Below are 20,298 nucleotides of genomic sequence, written 5' to 3'. Positions count from 1 at the left end.
ATCTAACCCTCGGCCACAGGCAAGCTGACGCGGAACTCCGTCACACCCGGCGCGGAGTCGAACTCGATCGTTCCGTCGTTGTGCCGCACCAGCCGCCGCGCGATATCCAGCCCCAGCCCGACGCCCTGGCCCTGCGGTCGCGTGGTGAAGAACGGGTCGTAGACCTTGTCGCGAATCTCCAAGGGAATGCCATGACCGTTATCGCGCACGCGCACCACGACGCGTTCGCCCTGGCGGCAGGCCAGCATCTCCACCAAGCCGCCGTGGGGAACGGCGTCGAGCGCGTTGTCGAGCAGATTGCCCCAGATCTGGTTCAGCTCCCCGGCATAGGCCCGCACCCTTGGAAGTCCGGGCTGGAGCTGAAGCGTCACGTCGACCGCCCGCTCCTGCGCCTTCGAACACAGCACCGTCACGGTGTTGCGCAGCGCCGGCCCCAGGTCGACCCACTCGGGAATGTTCGCCTGATCCATGTGGGTGAAACCCTTGACCGCGTTCACCAGCCGCGAGACGCGCCGCGAGCTCTCCTGGATGCCGCCCGCAAGCGTACGCAGCACGTAGGCGCCGACGGCCCAGCGCAGCGCCGCCGCCAGCACAGGGCCGGACAGCTCTTCGGCGAGCCGGTCGAGCGATGCGAAGGTGACCTCGGTCTCGGCCATCGCCGCCGCGTCGTCCGCCGCCACGCCATGGCCTGCGAGCCATGCCGCGATCGCCTCCTCGCGGTCCAACTGCTCGAGCGCCGGTCGAGCCGCCGCGACGCACTGCGTGCGAAACGCCTTCAATGCGGCGGACTGGCGATCCGTCAGCGCGGCGGCGGCAAGCGCGCGCGTCGCCTCTTCAAAGTCCGCGAAGCGCACCCGCAGGCCGTCCGCGCTGCGCTCGATCGCCGAGGCCGGATTGTTCAATTCGTGCGCCAGGCCGGCCGAGAGCTTGCCCAGCGAGATCATCTTCTCATTCTGCAGATCGCCGGCCGTGAACGCCCGCGTGCGGTCGAGCATGGTGTGGACGAGGCTCGACGTGACGCAGAAGCAGGCCTGCGTCAACGCCTGAAAATGCTCGCGCGGAATGGCGAAGACCTCCAGCGGCTCCATGGCCCGCGCATCGCCGGGGATCGTCGTCACCCGCGAGTAGGGCAGCGCGCCGGTGACCTCACCCGCGCCCCACTCCGCCATCCTGACCGGCCCGGCGCCGCGATCGACGAACAGCGCCAGCCGGCCGGAGAGGATGATATGCATCCAACCCACCGTGGACCCCTTGGCGGCTGTGAGGTCGCCTTCCCCGTACCGGCGATACTCGCCATGCGCAAGCAGCCACTCCAGCTCCGCGCGCGGCGCGGCGCTCAAAGAGCGATGTGCCGCCAACCGGTCGAACAGATCTTGCGTCTCCATGGGAATTTCAGTATTCCACGAAAAGGGGCGCGCCCCATGTCTCGCGTTTGCGACGTGGAGCGGGATTGGCGACGATCGGTTGAAGATTCTTACTGCTGACGAGGGGCCGAGGTCGAATCTCGCTGCAGACGCTCCAACTGCTCGAGGCGCTTGTCAATATCCAGAGAATGCAAAATGCTCGCATGATTGGAATCGACCTTGCCTTCGAGCGATTTCGTCTGGGCAACCAGAACATCTTTCGTCCCGAGCAGCGCCCCTTCCAGAGCCTTCATTCGTGCATCCATCGCTTCGAATTGAGCCTTTGTCGTCTTGTCCGAAGCGGCAAGAGAGCTGAGAATCGATCTTTCCATGGAAGAGACCTGGACCTGAAGAGCCTTGAGTTCAGGCGCTATCAGGTCTTGCATCAGCTTCCGGGTATTGTCGATCACGCTCATCGTTGGAATATCCTATCAGACGAGATGAGGTGGGCAGGCCTGATAATAGACCTGTGCCTCTGCTTCCCGAAATCCCGTCTCCACTGCTCGAATCGAGCGCAATCGCCCTCGAATGGCCTCGCCTGCGCGAGCACATCGCCTCCCGCGCCGTCAGCCCGCTGGGCCGCGCGTGGACGCTTGCCCTTGAACCCACCACCGACCTCGGCTGGATAGATGCCCAGCAGTCCCGCACCGCCGAGCTGCGCGGATTCCTCGCGCGCGGCGGCAGCTTCGACTTCCACGGGCTCTTCGACCCCACGCCGCTGCTCGACAAGGCGCGGGTCGAGGGTTCGGCGCTCGAAGCGCTCGAGATCCTCTCGCTCCTGAACGTCGTCGAGCGCGTCGCCGCGTGGCGCAACCTGCTGTCGCCGTCCGAGGCGCAGCGCGCCATGGGCCCGAGCATCTCGAAGCTCACCGACCCATTGCTGGAGTACGATCTGGCCGGTCTGCTGCGCATGCTGCGCGGCAAGATTGAGCCCGACGGCAGCCTCTCGGACGACGCCAGCCCCGCGCTGCGCGGCATCCGCAAGGCGATGGAGCGGCAGCACCGCGCCATCGAAGACTCGCTGCGCCGCGCCGCCCGCCGCCTGCGCGACGACGGCGCATCGCAGGAGGACGTCATCACCGTCCGCGGCGAGCGCTTCGTCATCCCCGTCAAGGCCGAGTTCAAACGCAAGGTCGCGGGCGTCATCCATGGCTCGTCCGGCTCCGGCCAGACCGTGTTTATCGAGCCGCTCGAAACCATCGAGCAGAACAACGAGCTCGTGCGCCTGCTGGACGAAGAGCAGGCCGAGATTCACCGCATCCTCGTCGCCATGACGCGCGCGCTGGCCGAGCATGCCGGGCCGCTGCATCTGGGCGCCTGCATCCTCGCCGAGGTGGAGTCGCACTGGGTGCGCGCGCGCTTCGCGCAGGATCTGGACTGCGCCCGCCCCAGCTTCGGCGCGGGGCTGTCGCTGAAGTATGCGCGGCATCCGCTGCTCGAACTGCGCATGCGCTCTGAAGGCGCAAGACCCGTGCCGCTCAGCCTCGCGCTGGAGCCGGACGCGCGCCAGCTCATCATCTCCGGCCCCAACACCGGCGGCAAGACGGTTGGGCTGAAGACCACCGGGTTGCTCGCCCTGATGGCGCAGGCCGGCCTGCCCGTTCCGGCGGACGAGGCGGTGCTGCCGCTCTTCCACCAGATCTTCGCCGACATCGGCGACGCGCAGTCGATCGAGCGCAACCTGTCGAGCTTCTCCGCGCATGTCGTCAACGTGGACCATATCTCGCGCCACGCCACGCCGGACTCGCTCGTACTGCTGGACGAACTCGGCTCCGCCACCGACCCCGAGGAGGGCGCCGCGCTGGCCGTCGCGGTCGCACAGCACTTCCTCGACCTGCGCGCCTGGACCTGCATCACGACGCACCTTACGTCGCTGAAGGTCTACGCGGCGAGCCACGCGGGCGTGCTGAACGCCGCCGTCGGCTTCAACCAGCAGACGCTCGCGCCGACCTACGAGCTGCGGCTCGGCGTGCCCGGCGCCTCGGCCGGCCTGAACATCGCCGAGCGGCTGGGCATGCAGCCCGAGATCGTCGCCGCCGCGCGCGCCCAGATGACCTCGCAGCAGGCCGACATCGGCGCCTTCCTCGACCAGTTGCACGAGCAGATCTCCGCCGCGACCGCCGAGCGCGTCATGCTGAAGCACAAGACCCAGCAGTTGGAAAAAGAGAAGCTGCGGCTCGAAACCGAAGGCCGCGCCGAGCAGAAGGCCCGCACGAAGGAGCTGGAGATCAAGCTCACCGGCCTGCTCGAAGACTTCGACGAGCAGTTGCGCGAATCGGTGAAGCTGATCGCGGATAAGACCGTGGCGGCCAAGATCGCGCGCGACTCTGCGTTGCGGATGTCACGCGCCAAGCGCGAATTTTCAGAGCAGTTCAACTCCACCGTGCTCGCGCACAACACCGGCGCCGACCGCAACGACCCAGTCGCAAAGGCCCGGGAGCCGAAGCCGATCAAGCCCGGCGACCTCGTCCACCTGAAGAGCATGGGCCGGCCGGCGCGGGTCGAACGCGCGATCGACGCCAACACCTTCGAGGTCTCGATCGGCCAGATGAAGATGCGCATTCCGCGCTCGGACATCGCCGAGGTGGAGACGGTGAAGGTCGCGACGCCGCTCGAAGCCGCGCGCCGCCGTGGCAACGTGACGATCCAGACCAGCCAGAACCCGGACTACCTCGCAAGCGAGATCAATGTCATCGGTCGCACGGCGCAGGAGGCCAGAGAAGAGGTCGAGCGCTACCTCGATCAGGTATTCCTCGCCGGCCTGCCACGCATCCGCATCGTCCACGGCACGGGCATGGGCGTGCTGCGGCGAACGCTGCGCGACTGGCTGAAGTCGCACCCGCACGTCGCGAACGTCACCGAACCTAGCCACAACGAAGGCGGACAGGGAGCGACATTAGTCGAGCTGCGCCAGTGATGTTTCGATCCGCCGGAACTTCCTGTAGTCCCTGGAAGGTCCTGTCATCCTGAGTGAAACGAAGGATCTGCTTCTCGGATCGCCCGTGAGTTTGGGCGCCACAAGAAGCAGATCCTTCGCTGCGCTCAGGATGACAGACTTTTGGGGTTAGACCGCATTACGGTCGCGACCCCAGCAGGTTGTACTTCACCGCATAAGCCAGCGGCGTCACCACCGGCGTCGCGGCGCCGACGATCTGCTGGATCACGTTGCCGCTCGACACCCACACGTTGCCCGAGCCGTCGATCGCCACATCCGTACCCGCGGTGAAGATGCTGTACATCCAGCCGTTGCTCGGGGAGATGGCATTGCCGGAGTTGTCGAGCTCGCTGATCGCGCCGCCGGTGTTCGCGACCCAGACATTGCCCGAGCCGTCGATCGCCAGGCCTCTGGGCGCTGAGAGGCCGCCGCCCGTGAAGCCGGTGCTGGGCGACAACGCCACGCCCGAGCTCGAGATCTTCGACACGCTGTTGGACTGGTTCGTCACCCAGATATTGCCGCTGTTGTCGATCGCGATGTGCTGCGGCGTGGAGAGACCGCCGCCGGTGTAGCCCGTTCCCAGCGGAGAGACGGCGCTGCCGGCGCTGTTGAACTTGCTGATCGAGTTGAACTGGTTGGCGATCCAGGCATTGCCCGAGCCGTCGATGGCGATATCCGCCGCAAGTCCGGCGAGGCCGCCGCCGGTGAAGCCCAGAATGCCCGAAATAGCCGTGCCCGCGCTATTGAACTCCGCGATGTTGAGGTTGTTGGTGGCGACCCAGATATTGTTCAGTCCGTCCACCGCGACAGCCTTGGGAAGCAACAGGCCGCCTCCGGTAAGCCCACTGCCCGAGAACAGGAACGAACCGGAGTCGGTCATTCCCATCACGCTCGTGGAGGTCAGGATGATGGCGTCGCCGGTGATATCAGGGATGACGCTGATGGGCGCCGCGAGCGCATTGAGATTGGCCGTGGTGTAACCCGAGGCCGGCGAGAGCGGCTGGCCGACAGGCGAGAGCGAGCTGATGCTGTAAGCGCCTGTGCCGGATGTGCCGGAGTTCGCCGTCAGCAGGTCACCGGCGGCGTCGATGGCGATGCCGTTCGGGCCGTTCACGCCGCCGCCCGTATAGCTGATGGCGATGAGATAGTCGACCGGCGTGATGCTGTAGTACGGAACGAACGGCGCCACCGCCGGCGTCAGCGCGAAGAGCGTCGCGATGTTCGCGGCGGGATTGTGGACGATGTTGAGCATCGCGGTCGCGGTATCGGTCGGCGCCGTGCCGGTCGTGCCGCCGCTGAGGGCGTTCGCGAACAGAATCGAGCAGGGCGAGGATGCAGGGCCGGCCGAGTTCACGCATGACGAGATGATATTGGCGACCACATTCAGACCCTGGTTGTTCACCGAGCCGTTGCCATCGGGCGTAACCGTCAGCGCCACGCCGGAGGGCAGATCCACCAGGTTGGCCGCCATGGCGAACGCATTGGCGATACCCTGCAGGCCCAGCGCGGTCCCGGAGCTCGAGACATGCGTCGCATCGGTTGCAAAGCCGGCGATCGCATGCGCCGCGCCGGCGGTCGAGACCTCGTTGATGAAGATGAACGGCGTCGCGGCGAGGAAGTTGCCGGCGGCAGGGCAGGCGCCGAGGACCGCCAGCAGGCCGGAGGCGGAGTTCACACCCGCGCCGGGATCGCCGCCGAGCGAGTAGAGGTAGACCTGCTGGCCGGGCGTGCAGGTGTAGTCGCCCGTGATGTTGAAGTTGCCGTTCGCATCCGTCAGGACGTACGCGCCGATGGAGTCCGAAAGGCCGGTCGCCACGGGATCGAGCAGCGAGAGCGACGCCGCGCCGTAGCCGATCGTGTTCGCCGCCAGCATGTAGACATGCGCGCCGCCGATCGGCTGTTGACCGCCATGCACCTTGCCCTGAATCGCCATGCCGGAGACGGCCTGCCGCGGAGACGGGTTGGACGAAATCCCGCAGCCAGCCAGGAACAAAGCTCCGCAGGTAAGGGAGCCCGAAAGAATCATGCGAAGAGTACGGGACGCGCCAATCATGGTGAACCTCGGGGAGTGGAAACTCTCACCTATCAGATCGACTCGTTTTTGGACATCTTTACCGAAATGCGACACCTTTGCGCGCAAACCGGTTACTAAAGACAGGGAAGGGCGATTGCCGCGCACTCATGAATTATTTCGCGTCTTCCGGCCCCTCTGGCGCGTCCAAGCAGGATGACGACCGCGACACAGCCCACCCCGACGAGCGAACTGACCCCAGCCCAGTCAACCGCAGTCCGCTGGCCCGATCGCTACGCCTCCACCGACATCCACCTCTTCGCCTCGAATGAGATCGTGATTCCCGCGCCGCCCGAGACGGTCTGGGCGTGGCTGATCCGCGCCGACGCGTGGCCGGATTGGTACCCGAACGCCACCCACATCCACTTCCGCTCGGTCTCCGGCCCGGACCTGCGCAACCGCGTGAAGTTCGCGTGGACCACCTTCGGCATCCGTGTCTTTTCGAAGGTGCTGGAGTTCGAGCCAGCCACGCGCATCGGCTGGGAGTCGCAGGGTATGGGCGTCCACGCCTACCACGCCTGGGTGCTGACCCCGACCCCGGACGGCGGCACGCACGTGCTCTCGCAGCAGAAACAGCGCGGCTGGCTCGCCAAGCTGGTAAAAAAACTGATGCCCAATCGCGTCGAAACCCAGCACCAGATCTGGCTGGAGACGCTGAGCCGCGTGGCGCAGGCCGGGCCTCCGACGGCGTAGGTTTCTAACCGCTGGCGCGATGTCTGTCATCCTGAGCGGAGTGGCGTGCGGCTTCATCGCACGCCACGGAGTCGAAGGACCTGCGTCTCGGGTCGGCCCGGAGTTCTGAGGCGCGCACAAAAGCAGGTCCTTCTCTTCGCTCAGGATGACAAACCAAAACTGTCCACGCACGAACCGGCGCCGCTACGCCGACACAGCCCCGCCATCCCGCCGGCCCTTCCACAGATTCCACACCAGGCTGGCAAAGCTGATCGCCAGCGCGATATGGAAGCCCAGGCTGATCCACCGATTCAGGGCGTACGCGGAGAGCAGCGACTGCCCGGGTCCGGTCGCGATGAAGTAGTGGCGCATCCCGATCACCGTCGCCAGCACGATGATGCCGAAGCCCTGAATCGCCAGATCGAGCACACGATGCCAGGCGCGCGTCGCCGTGAAGAGCGTCACCACCTTGAGCCCCAGCCGGCACAGCAGCAGCGCGACGATCTGCCAGTAGAAGAGCCGCCACTCCGGCGCGAGCGCCAGCGGCTGACCATGCAGCAGCGCGGCGCCGGGGCCCAGGATCAGCCACGGCTGGTTCGGCGCCTCGATCAGCCAGGCCACGAAGAGCGCGCTCACGACGGCGTCGGCGATCCGGTTCGCGCGGCTCTGCCGCTGCGGCTGCCTCTGGAGCGCCGGCAGATCCCGAGGATCCCACTCCGGCAGGCGGCTGCCAAAGCGCGTCCACGACGCCTCGAACGCGGCGAACGCAAGCGTGATGCCCGCCCAGACCACCAGGATCGTCAGCGGCAGACCATGCAGCGCCGCGCCCACATCCCGCGCCAGCAGCGCCTGCGAGATCGCGACAACCAGCACGATCGGCGGCAGAGCCTTGCGCACCGCCAGCCAGTAGAAAGGGAAGATCGCCGGGCCGATGAGGTGCTGCTGCGCCTGGTAGCGTGCCGCCACCACCGCCGGACGGCCATGCTCGCGCAGAATCTCCGCCAGCTCCATCTGCGTGAGCGGACGCCCGTGCTCCTGCTCGCTGTCTTCGACGCGCGCCATCAGATTCGCGCGCAGCTCGGCCAGCACATCCTCCCGCCGCTTCGCGGGCAGATACTGGCCCACCGCCTGCAGATACCGTTCGATGAGTTCGAATTCCATGGTCTACCTCACACCCTCAAGTTCCGTCTCAGCTTCCGAAACAACGACCCGTCCGACGATGCCATCGATCGTCGCATTCATGCCGCGCCACTCGTCCAGCAGCCGCGCCAGCATCCGCTCACCCGCGCCCGAGAGCCGGTAGAAGCGCTTGTTGCGCCGCTCCTCCTCCCGCCATTCGCTGGTCAGCAGGCCCTGCGTCTCCAGCCGCCGGAGCAGCGGGTAGAGCGTGCTCTCCTCGATGGCGAGGCCGCTTTCGGCCAGCGCCTTGCGCAGGGTGTAACCGTAGTGCTCCCGCCGAAGCTGCGCCAGCACCGCCAGCACCAGCGCGCCCCGGCGAAGCTCCAGCCGGAGGGCGTCGAAGAGTTCTGCGTCTTGGATCTCGTTATGCATCGCTACATACACTGTATGCCGCACAGTGTACGACGTCAAGTGTTTACTCCCCGGAATTTTATGCGTTGCAACACCGTCGAACTGCATCCAAGCATATGACCGGCCAGTCATTCATCGACCGGCGACTCCACACCGATTCCGCGAGGACGAGACCTTTGGCCGATACAGACCACGACCAGAACTGGCGGCCCAAAGCCAACCCCTGGGCCATCGCGGCCACGGTGGCGCTGGCCGCCTTCATGGAGGTGCTCGACACCTCCATCGCCAACGTCGCGCTGCCGCACATCGGCGGCGACCTGGGCGCCTCCACCGACCAGAGCACCTGGGTGCTGACCAGCTATCTCGTCTCGAACGCCATCATCCTGCCGGTCGGCGGCTGGGCCTCGTCGGTCATCGGCCGGCGTAACTTCTTCATGCTCTGCATCGTCATCTTCACGGTCGCGAGCTTTCTATGCGGCATCGCGCCGTCGCTGCCGATCCTGCTGATCTGCCGCGTGATCCAGGGCATCGGCGGCGGCGGTCTGCAGCCCATGGCGCAGGCCATCATGGCGGACAGCTTCGAAGAGAAGAAGCGCGGACAGGCCTTTGCGCTCTACGGCCTGGTCGCCGTGCTGGCGCCGTCGGTCGGACCGACCATCGGCGGCTGGATTACGGACAACTACTCCTGGCGCTGGATCTTCTACATCAACATTCCGGTCGGGCTGCTCGCGCTGTTTATGGTCGTCAGGCTCGTGCAGGACCCGCCCTGGATCAAGGCCGACCGCCAGAACTTCTTCAAGCTGGACTACATCGGCCTGGGCCTGCTGACCATCGCCATGGGCGGCCTGCAGATCATGCTCGACAAGGGCGAGGAGAACGACTGGTTCGCCTCGAACTTCATCCGCACCTTCGGCATCATGTTCGTCGTCGGCATGACCGGGCTGATCTGGTGGGAGTGGCGGCACAAGAACCCCGTCATGAACCTGAAGCTCTTTCGCTACAAGAACTTCGCCATCTGCTGCCTGCTGATGATGCTGGTGGGCGGCGTGCTGAACGCGGCGACCGTGCTGCAGCCGCAGTATCTGCAGCAACTGCTGGGTTACACCGCGACCAACGCCGGCATGGCGCTGACGGCGGGCGGCATCGCGCTCGTCATCGTGATGCCGGCGGCCGGCATTGCGACGGGCAAGTTTGCCGCGCGCAATCTGGCGGCGGTGGGCTTCGGCTTCTTCGCCGTCGCCTACTACTGGGTGTCGACGCACATCACGCTGGACATGAGCTTCGGCGAGGCCAGCTTCCTGCGCGTGATCCAGATGATTCCGATCCCGTTCTGCTTCATCTCCATCACCAACGCGGCCTACGTGGGCCTGCCGCGCGAGTCGTCCAACCAGGTTTCGGGCCTCATCAACTTCGTGCGCAACGTCGGCGGCAGCATCTTCATCGCCGTCACCGGCGCGCTGGTGACGAACCGCTCGCTCTTCCACCAGGCAAGGCTGGTCGACAGCATGCAGCCGGCCAACCCGGCCTTCGCCCAGCAGACGCAGCAGCTCGGCAGCTACCTCGCCGGCCGCGGCATGGGCGATCTCGCGCAGGGCAAGGCCGCCGCGCAGGCCATGATCTACCAGCAGCTCAACCAGCAATCGAGCGCCATGGGCTACCAGGACGTCTACCGGATGCTGTGCTGGATGTCCTGCGGCATGGTCCTGTGCGCGTTCCTGCTCAGCAAGAACAAGCCCGGCCAGGGCGCGCCCGCAGGCGAGGCCGTGCACTAGACCGAATTACCTTTTGGTAGCGAGCACCCGCCTGAAATATTGTCATCCTTCGCGCAGCGGAGGATCTGTTTTGGCTTTTGTCGTTGTTTGTTCTTGCTATGGACCATCACGTAATCCGCTTCAACGCTTTGAAAGGGCGGGACTGAACTCCCGCCTTTCAAAACAAATCACCGTGATGAGCTTTCCTGTCATTTGCCCAGGCTATGTTCTCGATTGAAACTACGCGTTAGACCATGTCGTTTCGACAGGTCTATGGTTCGTGCTGCCTGAAACCGCGTGGTCCCTGCGTATGCCAAACAGGACCGGCGTGGCGCGTATCCCCTTCCGGGAGGCGCGGGCTATCCCAGCACCTCCGGAGCGAATCAATGTCGATGAAGCACCTCGGAACGCCCTCCCCACGCCGCCACGCAACGTGGCTTTTGTCTCTCGCCGCGCTGCTGCTGTGCGGCGTCACCGGCCAAGCGCAGTTGACCGCGCTGCACGCCAGCGGCACGAACATCGTGAACGCGGCCGGAACCACCGTACAGCTCAAAGGCGTCAACCTCGGCGGCTGGTTCATCATGGAGCCGTACATGACGCCGATCGACAGCTCCGGCACGTACAACACGGACATGCACGGCATGATGGTCGAGCTGGACTCGCGCCTCGGCGTCGCCAACGAGCAGGCGCTGCTGAAGACCTACCAGCAGAGCTGGATCACCACCGCCGACCTTGACAACATCCACGCCGCCGGCCTGAACGCCGTGCGCATCCCCATCTGGTGGGGCATGTTCTTTCCCATGGCCAGCCAGAGCACCTCGAACATGCGCTCGGACTCCTTCACCGTGCTCGATTCCATCATCAACGCCTGCGCGTCGCGCAACATCTACGTCATCCTCGACATGCACGGCGCGCTCGGCAGCCAGAGCGGCAACGCCGACACCGGCCACGCCAACGACGGCGGATCGAACGGCACCTACTTCAGCTCCGGCGCCGACCAGAGCCTGACCCTCTGGCTGTGGGAGCAGATCGCCAGCCACTACAGCGCGGCCAACTTCGCCAACTCCGCCGCCATCGCGGGCTTCGACCTGCTGAACGAGCCGACCGGCGGCACGACGACCCAGGTCGTCGGCGCGTACAACAGCCTCTACGCCGGCATCCGCGGCGTGGACTCCACCCGCATGCTCATCATGGAGACCATCTCCTCCACCTCCTGGGCGTGGAACAACCTGCCCTCGCCCGCGACCAATGGCTGGACCAACGTCGTCTACTCCACGCACCAGTACACCGGCGTGGGCTCGACCGCCGCGCAGGTGGAGGCAGGCAACACCACGACCATCAACGGCTTCAACGCCATCAACACCGCCGGTTACAACGTGCCGGGCTACGTAGGCGAGTACACCGCCTACGCCAGCGGCTACAGCGAGTGGCAGTCCACCCAGACCGAGTACGCCAACGCCGGCCTGAGCCGCACCGCATGGGCCTACAAAGTCAACACCGCCTCCGGAAGCGACTTCTGGGGATGGTACTGCCCCGGCACGACGCGCCCCACCACGCCCAACATCGCCACCGACCCGTACGCCACCATCCAAAGCGACTGGAGCGGCTGGACCACCTCGCCCGACTTCGTCGTCAACACCAACATCCATATGTAGAAGCTCCGGCGTGCCACCCACCGTTCGAGATCGAACGGTGGGTGGCACGCCCAGCTTCAGAAAACACAGAACTTCAGCACTCGTTCCCGGTCGGACGGACTCAGCCGCCCATCGGCCAGCATGGCCTCGATATGTCGAACCGTGTGATGTCCGGGATCATAGTGCTCGGCGATCATCCCGCCAAGGCTCGCCGTAGCACGATCTTTGGCGGCCAGCAGATGGACCCGCTTCTGTGAGAGCGCGACCTTGCGCCTGTTCTCGTCATACGCCCGCTTGTAAGCCCGCGACTGGTCGTCCGCCGGCGACGAGCTGGGCGGAGGAAGACTCAGGAAGCTCCTGCCCGCCGGGGCTGGCGGAATGAAGCCATCGATATCCTCGATCAGCCGCAGCCAGAGCTTCACCAGGACGTCGCACGCCAGCCCTGTCTTTGCAGAATCGAAATCCGTGCCGCAGGCTACCTTCTCCAGGTCGGAGATGGCAGCCTCCGCGCTGGCGAGGTCGTGCCGCGACTCGACCCGCTCGATGCCGCGAACGGCGGTTGACTCGCTGGACGTGGGCGGTTGCAGCTCGCGATGCCAGACGATCTTGTATCTCGTACTGGCCGCCGGCCTCCACATATGCTGCGGCGGAATGTCCGTTTCGAAGATCGTCAGGTCGAGCTCGAAGTTGGTATGCGCCGGGAGCTTCGCCGGTTCGATCGAGATGCTGAGGTTGTCGAACTGGATCCCGCTGCTCTGTTCGCCGGTTGAAGTCAGCCACGGCTGACTGGGCGATGAATAACCCGGCGCGGAGAAACGTACCTCTACGCTGACCCCGGTGATCATCTTCTCCCCGATCGTGATCTGCACCGTCTCAAAGCTGGCCGGATCGATCTCGTATGCGACCGGACCGCCACGCTTCACAATGCGCAGCCGCGTGGGCACCCGCACAGTCTCCGGATGACGGACCGACGGGTTCGCATCGGCCACCGGACCGGGATGCGGGAACGGCTGTGCCGGCAGCGCGAGGACGAGGCACAGCAACGACGAACTCCAGAAAGCGCTCATGTGCAATGGCCTCTCACATCCTTGGACACCGGACAAGGCAAAATTGCGCCGACACAAAGGTTGCGGGTGCCCCATGATCACGGAGGCGAAGCCGACGTGATCGTGGGGTCGGTCTCTACGGCCAGGTCCAGGTGCTCCGCCCCACGATTGATTGCAGGGAAGATAGGCCGCCCACAAGACGCACGGGCCGGCATGGCGTTATATTAGCTGCAATCAAGTCACCGAGGTGCGCCGTTGTCCTCTGACCAACCGCCGCTGCCACGCTCCGCTCCCGACCCCAACTACCTGCTGCGCCTGCGCGAGCGCGCCTTCGCCCGCATGCGGCAGGATGAGGACGCCGTCGCCCCTGCTTCCGAAACTTCCGTGACCCGCCGCTGGGCCTTGCAGCGCATGGCGTTGGCGGCGGCCGCATTGACGCCCGCGGCCGCGACGTTGCAGGCCGCTGCCGCCGGATTCCGCTGCCCGGCCCCGCAGTATGGCGCGCCGGGATTTTACCCAACCGTACCCGCGCCGATCACGCCCGACCTGACCACGCACGCGGATCTGGGAGCGCCGGAGAACTGGAAGCGCGCCAACCGGCTTGTCCTGCACGAGCCGAATTCGAACCTCTGGGGTTCCAACGGCTCCGAGACGTGGACTCTCGCCTACCAGTTGCCGAAGGGGCCGGAGCTGGCTCTGAGCGCGATCCTCATCGGCAACCCCAACTCGTATGTGATGAACGGCAAGGCCGCGCTCTTCATTCGCGATGGCGACGAACTCTACGGCGTGCGCTTTGGCGATCAAGAGCTGATTCTCGCGCCCAGCCTCTACAAGACGCATCTGCCCCCCAACGGCATGGAGGGGCTGGTGGCGAAGTTCGCCGCCGAGGTGAACGACCGCGAACTGGCCCAGGCGGCGGAGCGTGAGTACCGCATTCCGCTGACCGGCGATGGTGTGCCCGATGGCTTCTGGAAGCCGGGTGCAGGCGACGACCGGAAGGACTTCGAGCCTTATTTGCAGTCCGCTGGGATCGCCGACGGTGTCTTCCACTTCACCTGCTCCGGCCGGTCGAACAAATACTTCGGCACGTTTTACGTCGATCTGCGCAAGAGGCGTTTGATGAGCTACAAATCCTACTGATGACCGCTCCGCTGCGCACGACCTACGCGGTCTGGGAGCTGACGCTGGCCTGCAACCTCGCCTGCGTCCACTGCGGTTCGCGCGCGGACAAGGCGCGACCCGCCGAGCTTTCCACCGCCGAAGCGTTCGACCTTGTAAGACAGATGCGCGACGCGGGTATCGCCGAGGTGACGCTGATCGGCGGCGAGGCCTACCTCCGCGCGGACTGGCTCGAGATCGTCCGCGCCATCCGCGACGCCGGCATGATCTGCACCCTGACCACCGGCGGCTATGGCATCTCCGCCGCGACCGCGCGCGCGATGGCCGACGCCGGGTTGCAGCAGGTCTCGCTCTCGATCGACGGCACGCGCCGGACCCACGACCAACTGCGCGGTCGCACCGGAAGCTGGGACGCGGCCTTCCGCAGCTTCGGCCACCTGCGCGACGCGGGCCTGCGGCTCTCGTGCAACACGCAGATCAACCGCCTCTCCGCGCCAGAGCTGCCGCTGATCTACGCGGACATCCTCGCCGCAGGCTGCCGCGCCTGGCAGATCGGCCTGACGGTTCCGATGGGCCGCGCCGCCGACCGCCCTGAGCTGCTGCTGCAGCCGCCCGAACTGCTCGACCTCTTCCCGCTGCTGAACGAGCTGGCCGAACAGGCCGAGCGCGACGGCCTGCTCTTCTACCCCGGCAACAACATCGGCTACTACGGCCCGTACGAGCGGCGGCTGCGCGCGATGCAGGGGGAAAACGCCATCTGGGACGGTTGCCAGGCCGGCATCACCTCCATCGGGATCGAGGCCGACGGCGCCATCAAGGGCTGCCCCTCGCTGCCGACGCGCCCGTACACCGGCGGCAACATCCGCGACACGCCACTAGCCGAACTGTTGCAAACCAAAGAACTTACCCTGAACGACGCCATGGGTACGCCCGAGGGAGTCGCGCCGCTGTGGGGCTTCTGCGCCGGATGCGACTACGCCGAGCTGTGCCGCGGCGGCTGCACCTGGACCGCGCACGTCTTCTTCGGCCAGCGCGGCAACAACCCCTACTGCCACCATCGCGCGCTCACCCAGCAACGGCGCGGCGTGCGCGAACGGCTGTCTTTAAAGACTCGCGCCGGCGGCGAACCATTCGACCACGGCATCTTCTCGCTGATCGAAGAACCCTTCGATGCGCCCTGGCCGGCGGACGACCCGCTGCGGTTTTCGAAGGGGATGATCCAGCGAACGGCCATAACGGAAAGTTTTCCGATCCTCCCCTAACGCCAGGGCGCCCCATCCTTCGTTCGGCTCCACCGAGCGAAGGGTGGGAAGTACGACGCTCGGGCAGGCTACGTCCCACCCTTTCGATGAAACCGAAAGAATGGGGCACCCAAACGTTCGTGCAGCCTACAAAAAGTGCGTCATCAGGAAGAAGAACATCCCCACCGCACCCGCGACCGAAAGCACCAGCGTCGTGGTGATGTACACCGCCGCGCGGTGCTCCTGTCCCTGCCGCGGACGCGTGATGCCAACTCCCCAGATGAACCCTTCGCTGACCAGATTGCTGAGCGATCGCATATCGTTCCTCCTGCGTGTCTGAGTTAAGGATGAGGCGGACGGGTGTGGGGAATATGCAAATCCTGCTGCGTTCGACTTGCCACGGCGCGCGTGACGGGCCATGGTTAAGCCTGTGCCCGCTGGCAGTCCAACCCGCATCTCCGTGCTGCGCGACAACCGCGTCGTGCCGCTCATCCCGACTGCTCGCGCCGGGAAGGCGACGCCGCAGCCGTGGCGGCACATCAAGCTGGAACGCCACGCCGTCGGGGCCATCGAGATTCCCGAGCACGTCCACGGCGAGTTCTGCCTGCACCTGCAACTGAGCGGCGCGGACGACTTCGAGTGGTGGTCCGAGGGCCGCAACCGCGTCGAGCGCACCGCGCCGGGGGCGATGATCCTGCTCGCGCCGGGCACCCGCGACCGCCTGCACTGGCAGGGCGCGTCGGAGCGGCTGATCCTGTCGTTCGAACCCGAACTGCTGGGAGACGCGGCGCCCAGCTTTCGCAACCGGTGGTCGCTCGACGACCCGGCGCTCGCCCATCTGCTGCGCGGTATGGAGGCCGAACGCGCCTCCAACTGGCCGCTCGGCGCGCTCTACGCCGACCTGCTCGGCCTTGGACTCGCCCGCCACATGCTGCAACGCCACGCGTCCACGCCGCGCAGGTTCGAGCTGCAGGGCAAACTGCCCATGCCGAAGCTGCGCCGGACGCTCGAGTTCATGACGGACAACCTCAACCGCGACCTGCGGTTGGAGGACGTTGCAGCAGAGGCCGGGCTGAGCCCCTTCCACTTCGCCCGCGAGTTCCGCGCGACCACCGGGCAGACGCCGTATCAGTACCTGCTCGACCAGCGCATCGACCGCGCGAAGCATCTGCTGCGCGCGACGGACTGGCAGGTCGGCGAGATCGGCCAGCAGGTCGGCTTCGCCTCGCCGGTGAACTTCGTGCGGGCGTTTCGTCAAAGAGTAGGCGCGACGCCGGGGGCCTGGCGCAGCGGGTCTTTCTGACGCAACCGCACCTCAGAAGCTTGTCATCACCTCAAAAGCTTGTCATCCTGAGCGAAGCGAAGGACCCGCGTCTTGCCCGAAGCGGCAAGGGCGCTACAGACAAAAACGCAGTTCCTTCGACTGCGCGACGTGCGGGTGCCCCATCCTTCGTTCGGCCTCTTGAACGAAGGGTGGGACGTACGCGGTCCAAGCTGGCTACGTCCCACCCTTTCGATGAAGCCGAAAGGATGGGGCACCCGAACATTCGTCCCTGTCCGGGCATTTAGCCCTGATAGGTCGTCCTGCCGCCCATCACCGTGCGGAAGATCTTGATGTCCTTGATCTTGTCCGCGGCAATCGTCATAGGGTCGTCGGCCAGCACGACGAAGTCGGCCAGCTTGCCCGGCGTGATCGAGCCCTTGATGTTCTCTTCGAGCGAGTTGTAGGCGCCGTTGATGGTGTTGACGCGCAGCGCCTCCTCGCGGGTGATCTTCTGGTTTGCGCCCCAGGTCTCGCCGTTCCAGCCCGTGCGCGTGACCATGCCCTGAATCGCCATCAGCGGCGAGAACGGACCAGGGCTGAAGTCCGAACCCGCGGCCGGGACGATGCCCGCGTCGATCAGCGAGCGGAAGGCCGTCATGTGCTCCATGAACTCCTCGCCGTAGAAGTGGAACTTGTCCGAGTTGTAGTAGGAGTAGGTGCTGAACTCCGCCGGCACCGCGTTGATCGCCTTCATCCGCGCGATCAGCGCCGGCGGCGTCAGGCTGCAGTGCGTGATCTTGGGCCGCGTGTCCGGTCTGGGGTAGAGCTTCATCGCGCGCTCGTAGGCGGTCAGCACATGGTCGATCGCAACGTCGCCGTTGGCGTGGCAGTTCATGCGGATGCCCGCGCGATGCACGCGTTCGCACCACGCGTTCAGGTCCTCCTGGCTCTCGGTGACGTTGCCCTGGTAAGGCGGGCTGATGTCCTTGTAGGGCTTCGAGATCGCCATCGTGCGCTCGGAGAAGGAGCCGTCGGCCGTGTGCTCGCTGGTCGCGCCAAGCTGGATGAACTCGTCGCCGAAGCCGCTTTCGACCCCGTTCTTGATCATCGCCTCGAGCAGATCGCCCGTCGGCTCGTAGCTGACGCGATGCACCAGCCCGCCGGCCTTGCGCTGCTCCTGCATCGCCGGCAGCACGCCCACCTCGTCGTGGTGGACGCTGGTGAGTCCGTAGCGCGCGAAGGTCTTCGACATGTAGCCGACGCCGTCGAAGACGCGTTTCTCCTTGACCGCCGGATCGTAGGTCACACGCTCGCCAACCTTGTTGAGCACCTGCATGGCGCGGTCGGTGACGCGGCCGTTCAGCTCGCCCTTTGCGTCCTTGTCGTACGTCCCGCCGAAGGGGTTGGGCGTTGCCTTCGTCACGCCGGCCATGGCGTACGCCTTGCTGTTGTAGAAACCGGTGTGTCCGCCGCGATGATGCACGCAGACCGGATGCACGGCCGATACCTTGTCCAGATCCTGCGCGTTGAGCGGCCGCTTGTCCTTGAGCTTGGTGTCGTCGTGGAAGTAGCCCTCGACCCACGCGCCCGGCGGCGTGATGGCCGCGCGCTCGCGCAGCTTGTCGATGATGCTCTGGATCGTGACGAACTCCACCTCGAAGGGGTTGCCGACCAGTACGTTGTAGAGCAGGCCCTCGCCGCCGCCGTGGTTGTGCGTGTCGATGAAGCCGGGCACGATCGTCATCTGCTGCGCGTCGAAGCTCTGGGTCTTTTTGCCGATCAGGCCCCTGATCTCCGCCGTCGTGCCGACCGCGACGAACCGGCCATTCTTCACCGCGAAGGCCTCGGCCCTCGGCGCGCGCGTGTCGACCGTGTAGACCTTCGCATTGAAGACGACAAGGTCGGGATCCTTGCTCTTGAAGTCGGCATCCTGCGCCCGGGCGTTCGCGGCAAGGGCGAATCCGGCAAGACTGGTTCCACCCAGGTTGAGAAATCCTCTGCGGCTAAGGCGGCGATGGGTCATCGAGCGTCATCTCCTGGCGTGGCTGGGGCTATGAAATTTCGGGATTGGCCCGATCATAGCCCAGCACGCTTCGGCCCTTGGAGCACTATGGATTTTGTGTATCCGGCAAATGTTCGGGTGCCCCATCCTTCGGCTTCATCGAAGGGTGGGACGTACGAAGGCCGAACCTGATCCGTCCCACCCTTCGTTCAAGAAGCCGAACGAAGAATGGGGCACCCGGGCATCGTTACCGCTTCACCCGCGTGGCTTCGTAGTACACCCCGCACGCACTCACCACGATCCTGTTCGGTCCGGCGAGCAGCACGGAGTCGCCCGGAACCTCGGTCGTCGAGCCGGTGATGTCCATGTCCTCGTGCTGCAGGTCGACCTCGGTCACGCTGGCGGAGAGGATCTTCAGGTCGGCGAGCTGCAGTTGGCTGGAGGCGTTCTCACTGGCAAACGTGTCCGGCGTCTGCAACCGGGTCACGACCCCAAGGAGCGGCACCTCGCCGCCCTGCCAGCGCATCGCGCCGGTCCGATAGGTCAGGGTCGAGCCGACCAGCTTGGCCGCCTGCTCGGCGCTCCAGCAGGCGGCGTTCTTCGTCGGCAGAATGCGCGCGATGCGCCAGCTTCCCGCAAGCTGCGCAGGCATGCGGTCCGCCGCACGCGCCGTCGTCGCCAGCATGATGACTGCAAGAGCCTGAAATCGCCGCATCGCCGAACCCATATTTTTTGAGTTTACCGTAGACGCTTCACGGGTGATTCAAACCCGGACATCCGCCGCGCGCGTCCGGCGGCAAGCCGATTCACTCCCTGACGCCCGTACACGGGCCGTGGGGTTTCGGTCGATGAAGGCGCTTCGCACCTTGCTTCTGCTTTGTACACTCGCGCCGGCTGCCGGATGCAGTCTGGAGATGGTTCCCGCGCCGGCGGCCGCTGCCGCCGCGCCGGGAGGCAGCACTCCGCCCGCAACGCCAGCGGCCTGCACCGTTCCGGCGATGTCCAGTCCGGGCTTCGCCGCGCCCAGCCAGACGGCGCTCTTCAGCGGCGGCGAACTCACGGTCGACTGGCCCGTGGCGCGTGTGATCGCCGGCGGCGGCATGTTGGCCGACGAGATCGCCTCCGCCCCGGTCGTGCTGGCCGATTCGACGCTCGACCGGCTGATCGTCGCGGCAGGCGAGCGCGACCTGATCGCCGGCGCCTCGGCCGCCGAGGCAGGAGCGAGCTACGACCGGCTCGTCCAAGCGATCCAAAGCCCGCGGCGCCAGCTCGTCCTGCTGCAGTTGCCGCATCTCTTCGGGACCTATGCCGCGCTGAATCCGCAGGTCGACCTCTTCAACCAGCATCTGTGTACGCTCGCCCAGCCCGGGTCGGTCTGGGTCTTGGACCTGACCAGCGCGATGGCGGATCAGGCGGACTTTACGGGGCAGTCAGGGTATCTGGAGCCGAGTCTGGCGGGGAATCAACTGCTCGTGCGGGCGTATGCCGGGGTGAACCAGTAGGGTTTGAAGAGGACAGATACAGAAGCAGATTCCCTTCGGGAATGACAAACAAAAAGGATAATGGCGAAAGGATCAGGGCGACGGAAAAGCACGAACGGCCCGGAACCGAAGTCCCGGGCCGTTTGCCT

General features: G+C 65.6%; 17 protein-coding genes. 8 read left to right on the top strand and 9 right to left on the bottom strand.

Annotation, left to right across the window (positions count from 1 at the left end):
• Positions 1-2 precede the first annotated feature (2 nt).
• Both CHB87_RS03085 and CHB87_RS03080 read right to left on the bottom strand, forming a co-directional pair.
• Entirely contained in the window at positions 3-1,385 is a 1,383-nt protein-coding gene (locus CHB87_RS03085; protein WP_089406898.1) for an ATP-binding protein, read from the bottom strand.
• An 89-nt stretch (positions 1,386-1,474) separates the two neighbouring features.
• Positions 1,475-1,819, bottom strand: coding sequence for a hypothetical protein (locus CHB87_RS03080; protein ID WP_089406897.1), 345 nt, complete (start codon positions 1,817-1,819; stop codon positions 1,475-1,477).
• A 53-nt stretch (positions 1,820-1,872) separates the two neighbouring features.
• Between CHB87_RS03080 and CHB87_RS03075 the strand changes: the two genes are divergently transcribed.
• The gene (locus tag CHB87_RS03075; protein WP_089406896.1) at positions 1,873-4,320 is read left to right on the top strand and encodes an endonuclease MutS2; all 2,448 of its coding nucleotides are present in this window, start codon (positions 1,873-1,875) and stop codon (positions 4,318-4,320) included.
• A gap of 157 nt (positions 4,321-4,477) precedes the next feature.
• Here the strand turns inward: CHB87_RS03075 and CHB87_RS03070 are convergent, their stop codons facing one another.
• On the bottom strand, positions 4,478-6,391 hold the full coding sequence (locus CHB87_RS03070; RefSeq protein WP_142988187.1) for an NHL repeat-containing protein: 1,914 nt from the start codon (positions 6,389-6,391) through the stop codon (positions 4,478-4,480).
• 174 nt (positions 6,392-6,565) lie between these two features.
• On the opposite strand from CHB87_RS03070, the gene CHB87_RS03065 reads away from it, so the two are divergent.
• The gene (locus CHB87_RS03065; RefSeq protein ID WP_089406894.1) at positions 6,566-7,102 is read left to right on the top strand and encodes an SRPBCC domain-containing protein; all 537 of its coding nucleotides are present in this window, start codon (positions 6,566-6,568) and stop codon (positions 7,100-7,102) included.
• 183 nt (positions 7,103-7,285) lie between these two features.
• On the opposite strand, the gene CHB87_RS03060 is transcribed toward CHB87_RS03065, so the two are convergent.
• Both CHB87_RS03060 and CHB87_RS03055 read right to left on the bottom strand, forming a co-directional pair.
• Entirely contained in the window at positions 7,286-8,242 is a 957-nt protein-coding gene (locus CHB87_RS03060; RefSeq protein ID WP_089406893.1) for a DUF1700 domain-containing protein, read from the bottom strand.
• Between the two features lie 3 nt (positions 8,243-8,245).
• A complete protein-coding gene (locus tag CHB87_RS03055; protein WP_089406892.1) occupies positions 8,246-8,632 on the bottom strand; it encodes a PadR family transcriptional regulator in 387 nt (128 codons plus the stop codon).
• Between the two features lie 155 nt (positions 8,633-8,787).
• Between CHB87_RS03055 and CHB87_RS03050 the strand changes: the two genes are divergently transcribed.
• Positions 8,788-10,383, top strand: coding sequence for a DHA2 family efflux MFS transporter permease subunit (locus CHB87_RS03050; protein WP_245817784.1), 1,596 nt, complete (start codon positions 8,788-8,790; stop codon positions 10,381-10,383).
• Positions 10,384-10,748: 365 nt separating this feature from the next.
• Positions 10,749-12,017: a glycoside hydrolase family 5 protein gene (locus CHB87_RS03045; RefSeq protein ID WP_176441551.1), complete on the top strand. Its 1,269-nt coding sequence runs from the start codon at positions 10,749-10,751 to the stop codon at positions 12,015-12,017.
• Positions 12,018-12,073: 56 nt separating this feature from the next.
• On the opposite strand, the gene CHB87_RS03040 is transcribed toward CHB87_RS03045, so the two are convergent.
• Entirely contained in the window at positions 12,074-13,063 is a 990-nt protein-coding gene (locus CHB87_RS03040; protein WP_142988186.1) for a hypothetical protein, read from the bottom strand.
• A 234-nt stretch (positions 13,064-13,297) separates the two neighbouring features.
• Between CHB87_RS03040 and CHB87_RS03035 the strand changes: the two genes are divergently transcribed.
• A complete protein-coding gene (locus CHB87_RS03035; protein ID WP_089406888.1) occupies positions 13,298-14,182 on the top strand; it encodes a hypothetical protein in 885 nt (294 codons plus the stop codon).
• Positions 14,182-15,423: a radical SAM/SPASM domain-containing protein gene (locus tag CHB87_RS03030; protein ID WP_089406887.1), complete on the top strand. Its 1,242-nt coding sequence runs from the start codon at positions 14,182-14,184 to the stop codon at positions 15,421-15,423. The genes CHB87_RS03035 and CHB87_RS03030 overlap by 1 nt, the downstream gene beginning before the upstream one ends.
• A 126-nt stretch (positions 15,424-15,549) precedes the next feature.
• Here the strand turns inward: CHB87_RS03030 and CHB87_RS22135 are convergent, their stop codons facing one another.
• On the bottom strand, positions 15,550-15,720 hold the full coding sequence (locus tag CHB87_RS22135) for a hypothetical protein (protein WP_176441550.1): 171 nt from the start codon (positions 15,718-15,720) through the stop codon (positions 15,550-15,552).
• A gap of 100 nt (positions 15,721-15,820) precedes the next feature.
• Between CHB87_RS22135 and CHB87_RS03025 the strand changes: the two genes are divergently transcribed.
• A complete protein-coding gene (locus CHB87_RS03025; RefSeq protein ID WP_089406886.1) occupies positions 15,821-16,705 on the top strand; it encodes a helix-turn-helix domain-containing protein in 885 nt (294 codons plus the stop codon).
• Between the two features lie 262 nt (positions 16,706-16,967).
• On the opposite strand, the gene CHB87_RS03020 is transcribed toward CHB87_RS03025, so the two are convergent.
• Together CHB87_RS03020 and CHB87_RS03015 are read right to left on the bottom strand one after the other, a co-directional pair.
• Positions 16,968-18,689 (bottom strand): amidohydrolase, encoded by a 1,722-nt coding sequence (locus tag CHB87_RS03020; RefSeq protein WP_089406885.1) that lies wholly within the window; start codon positions 18,687-18,689, stop codon positions 16,968-16,970.
• A gap of 226 nt (positions 18,690-18,915) precedes the next feature.
• Entirely contained in the window at positions 18,916-19,383 is a 468-nt protein-coding gene (locus CHB87_RS03015; protein WP_089407495.1) for a hypothetical protein, read from the bottom strand.
• Between the two features lie 133 nt (positions 19,384-19,516).
• Here CHB87_RS03015 and CHB87_RS03010 point away from each other — a divergent pair, with 133 nt between their 5' ends.
• Positions 19,517-20,170: a hypothetical protein gene (locus tag CHB87_RS03010; protein ID WP_142988185.1), complete on the top strand. Its 654-nt coding sequence runs from the start codon at positions 19,517-19,519 to the stop codon at positions 20,168-20,170.
• Positions 20,171-20,298 lie beyond the last annotated feature (128 nt).

It is taken from the genome of Granulicella rosea (assembly GCF_900188085.1).
Classification (GTDB): domain Bacteria; phylum Acidobacteriota; class Terriglobia; order Terriglobales; family Acidobacteriaceae; genus Edaphobacter; species Edaphobacter rosea.
The sequence above is the reverse complement of the archived record's forward strand: the minus strand, read 5'-3'. Positions and strand labels throughout refer to the sequence as shown.

Excerpts from the sequence above, each read along its gene's own strand:
- CHB87_RS03085 (WP_089406898.1), bottom strand. The coding sequence starts at position 1,385 with ATGGAGACGCAAGATCTGTTCGACCGGTTGGCGGCACATCGCTCTTTG.
- CHB87_RS03080 (WP_089406897.1), bottom strand. The coding sequence starts at position 1,819 with ATGAGCGTGATCGACAATACCCGGAAGCTGATGCAAGACCTGATAGCG.
- CHB87_RS03070 (WP_142988187.1), bottom strand. The coding sequence starts at position 6,391 with ATGATTGGCGCGTCCCGTACTCTTCGCATGATTCTTTCGGGCTCCCTT.
- CHB87_RS03065 (WP_089406894.1), top strand. The coding sequence starts at position 6,566 with ATGACGACCGCGACACAGCCCACCCCGACGAGCGAACTGACCCCAGCC.
- CHB87_RS03060 (WP_089406893.1), bottom strand. The coding sequence starts at position 8,242 with ATGGAATTCGAACTCATCGAACGGTATCTGCAGGCGGTGGGCCAGTAT.
- CHB87_RS03055 (WP_089406892.1), bottom strand. The coding sequence starts at position 8,632 with ATGCATAACGAGATCCAAGACGCAGAACTCTTCGACGCCCTCCGGCTG.
- CHB87_RS03045 (WP_176441551.1), top strand. The coding sequence starts at position 10,749 with ATGTCGATGAAGCACCTCGGAACGCCCTCCCCACGCCGCCACGCAACG.
- CHB87_RS03040 (WP_142988186.1), bottom strand. The coding sequence starts at position 13,063 with ATGAGCGCTTTCTGGAGTTCGTCGTTGCTGTGCCTCGTCCTCGCGCTG.
- CHB87_RS03030 (WP_089406887.1), top strand. The coding sequence starts at position 14,182 with ATGACCGCTCCGCTGCGCACGACCTACGCGGTCTGGGAGCTGACGCTG.
- CHB87_RS22135 (WP_176441550.1), bottom strand. The coding sequence starts at position 15,720 with ATGCGATCGCTCAGCAATCTGGTCAGCGAAGGGTTCATCTGGGGAGTT.
- CHB87_RS03025 (WP_089406886.1), top strand. The coding sequence starts at position 15,821 with ATGGTTAAGCCTGTGCCCGCTGGCAGTCCAACCCGCATCTCCGTGCTG.
- CHB87_RS03020 (WP_089406885.1), bottom strand. The coding sequence starts at position 18,689 with ATGACCCATCGCCGCCTTAGCCGCAGAGGATTTCTCAACCTGGGTGGA.
- CHB87_RS03015 (WP_089407495.1), bottom strand. The coding sequence starts at position 19,383 with ATGCGGCGATTTCAGGCTCTTGCAGTCATCATGCTGGCGACGACGGCG.
- CHB87_RS03010 (WP_142988185.1), top strand. The coding sequence starts at position 19,517 with ATGAAGGCGCTTCGCACCTTGCTTCTGCTTTGTACACTCGCGCCGGCT.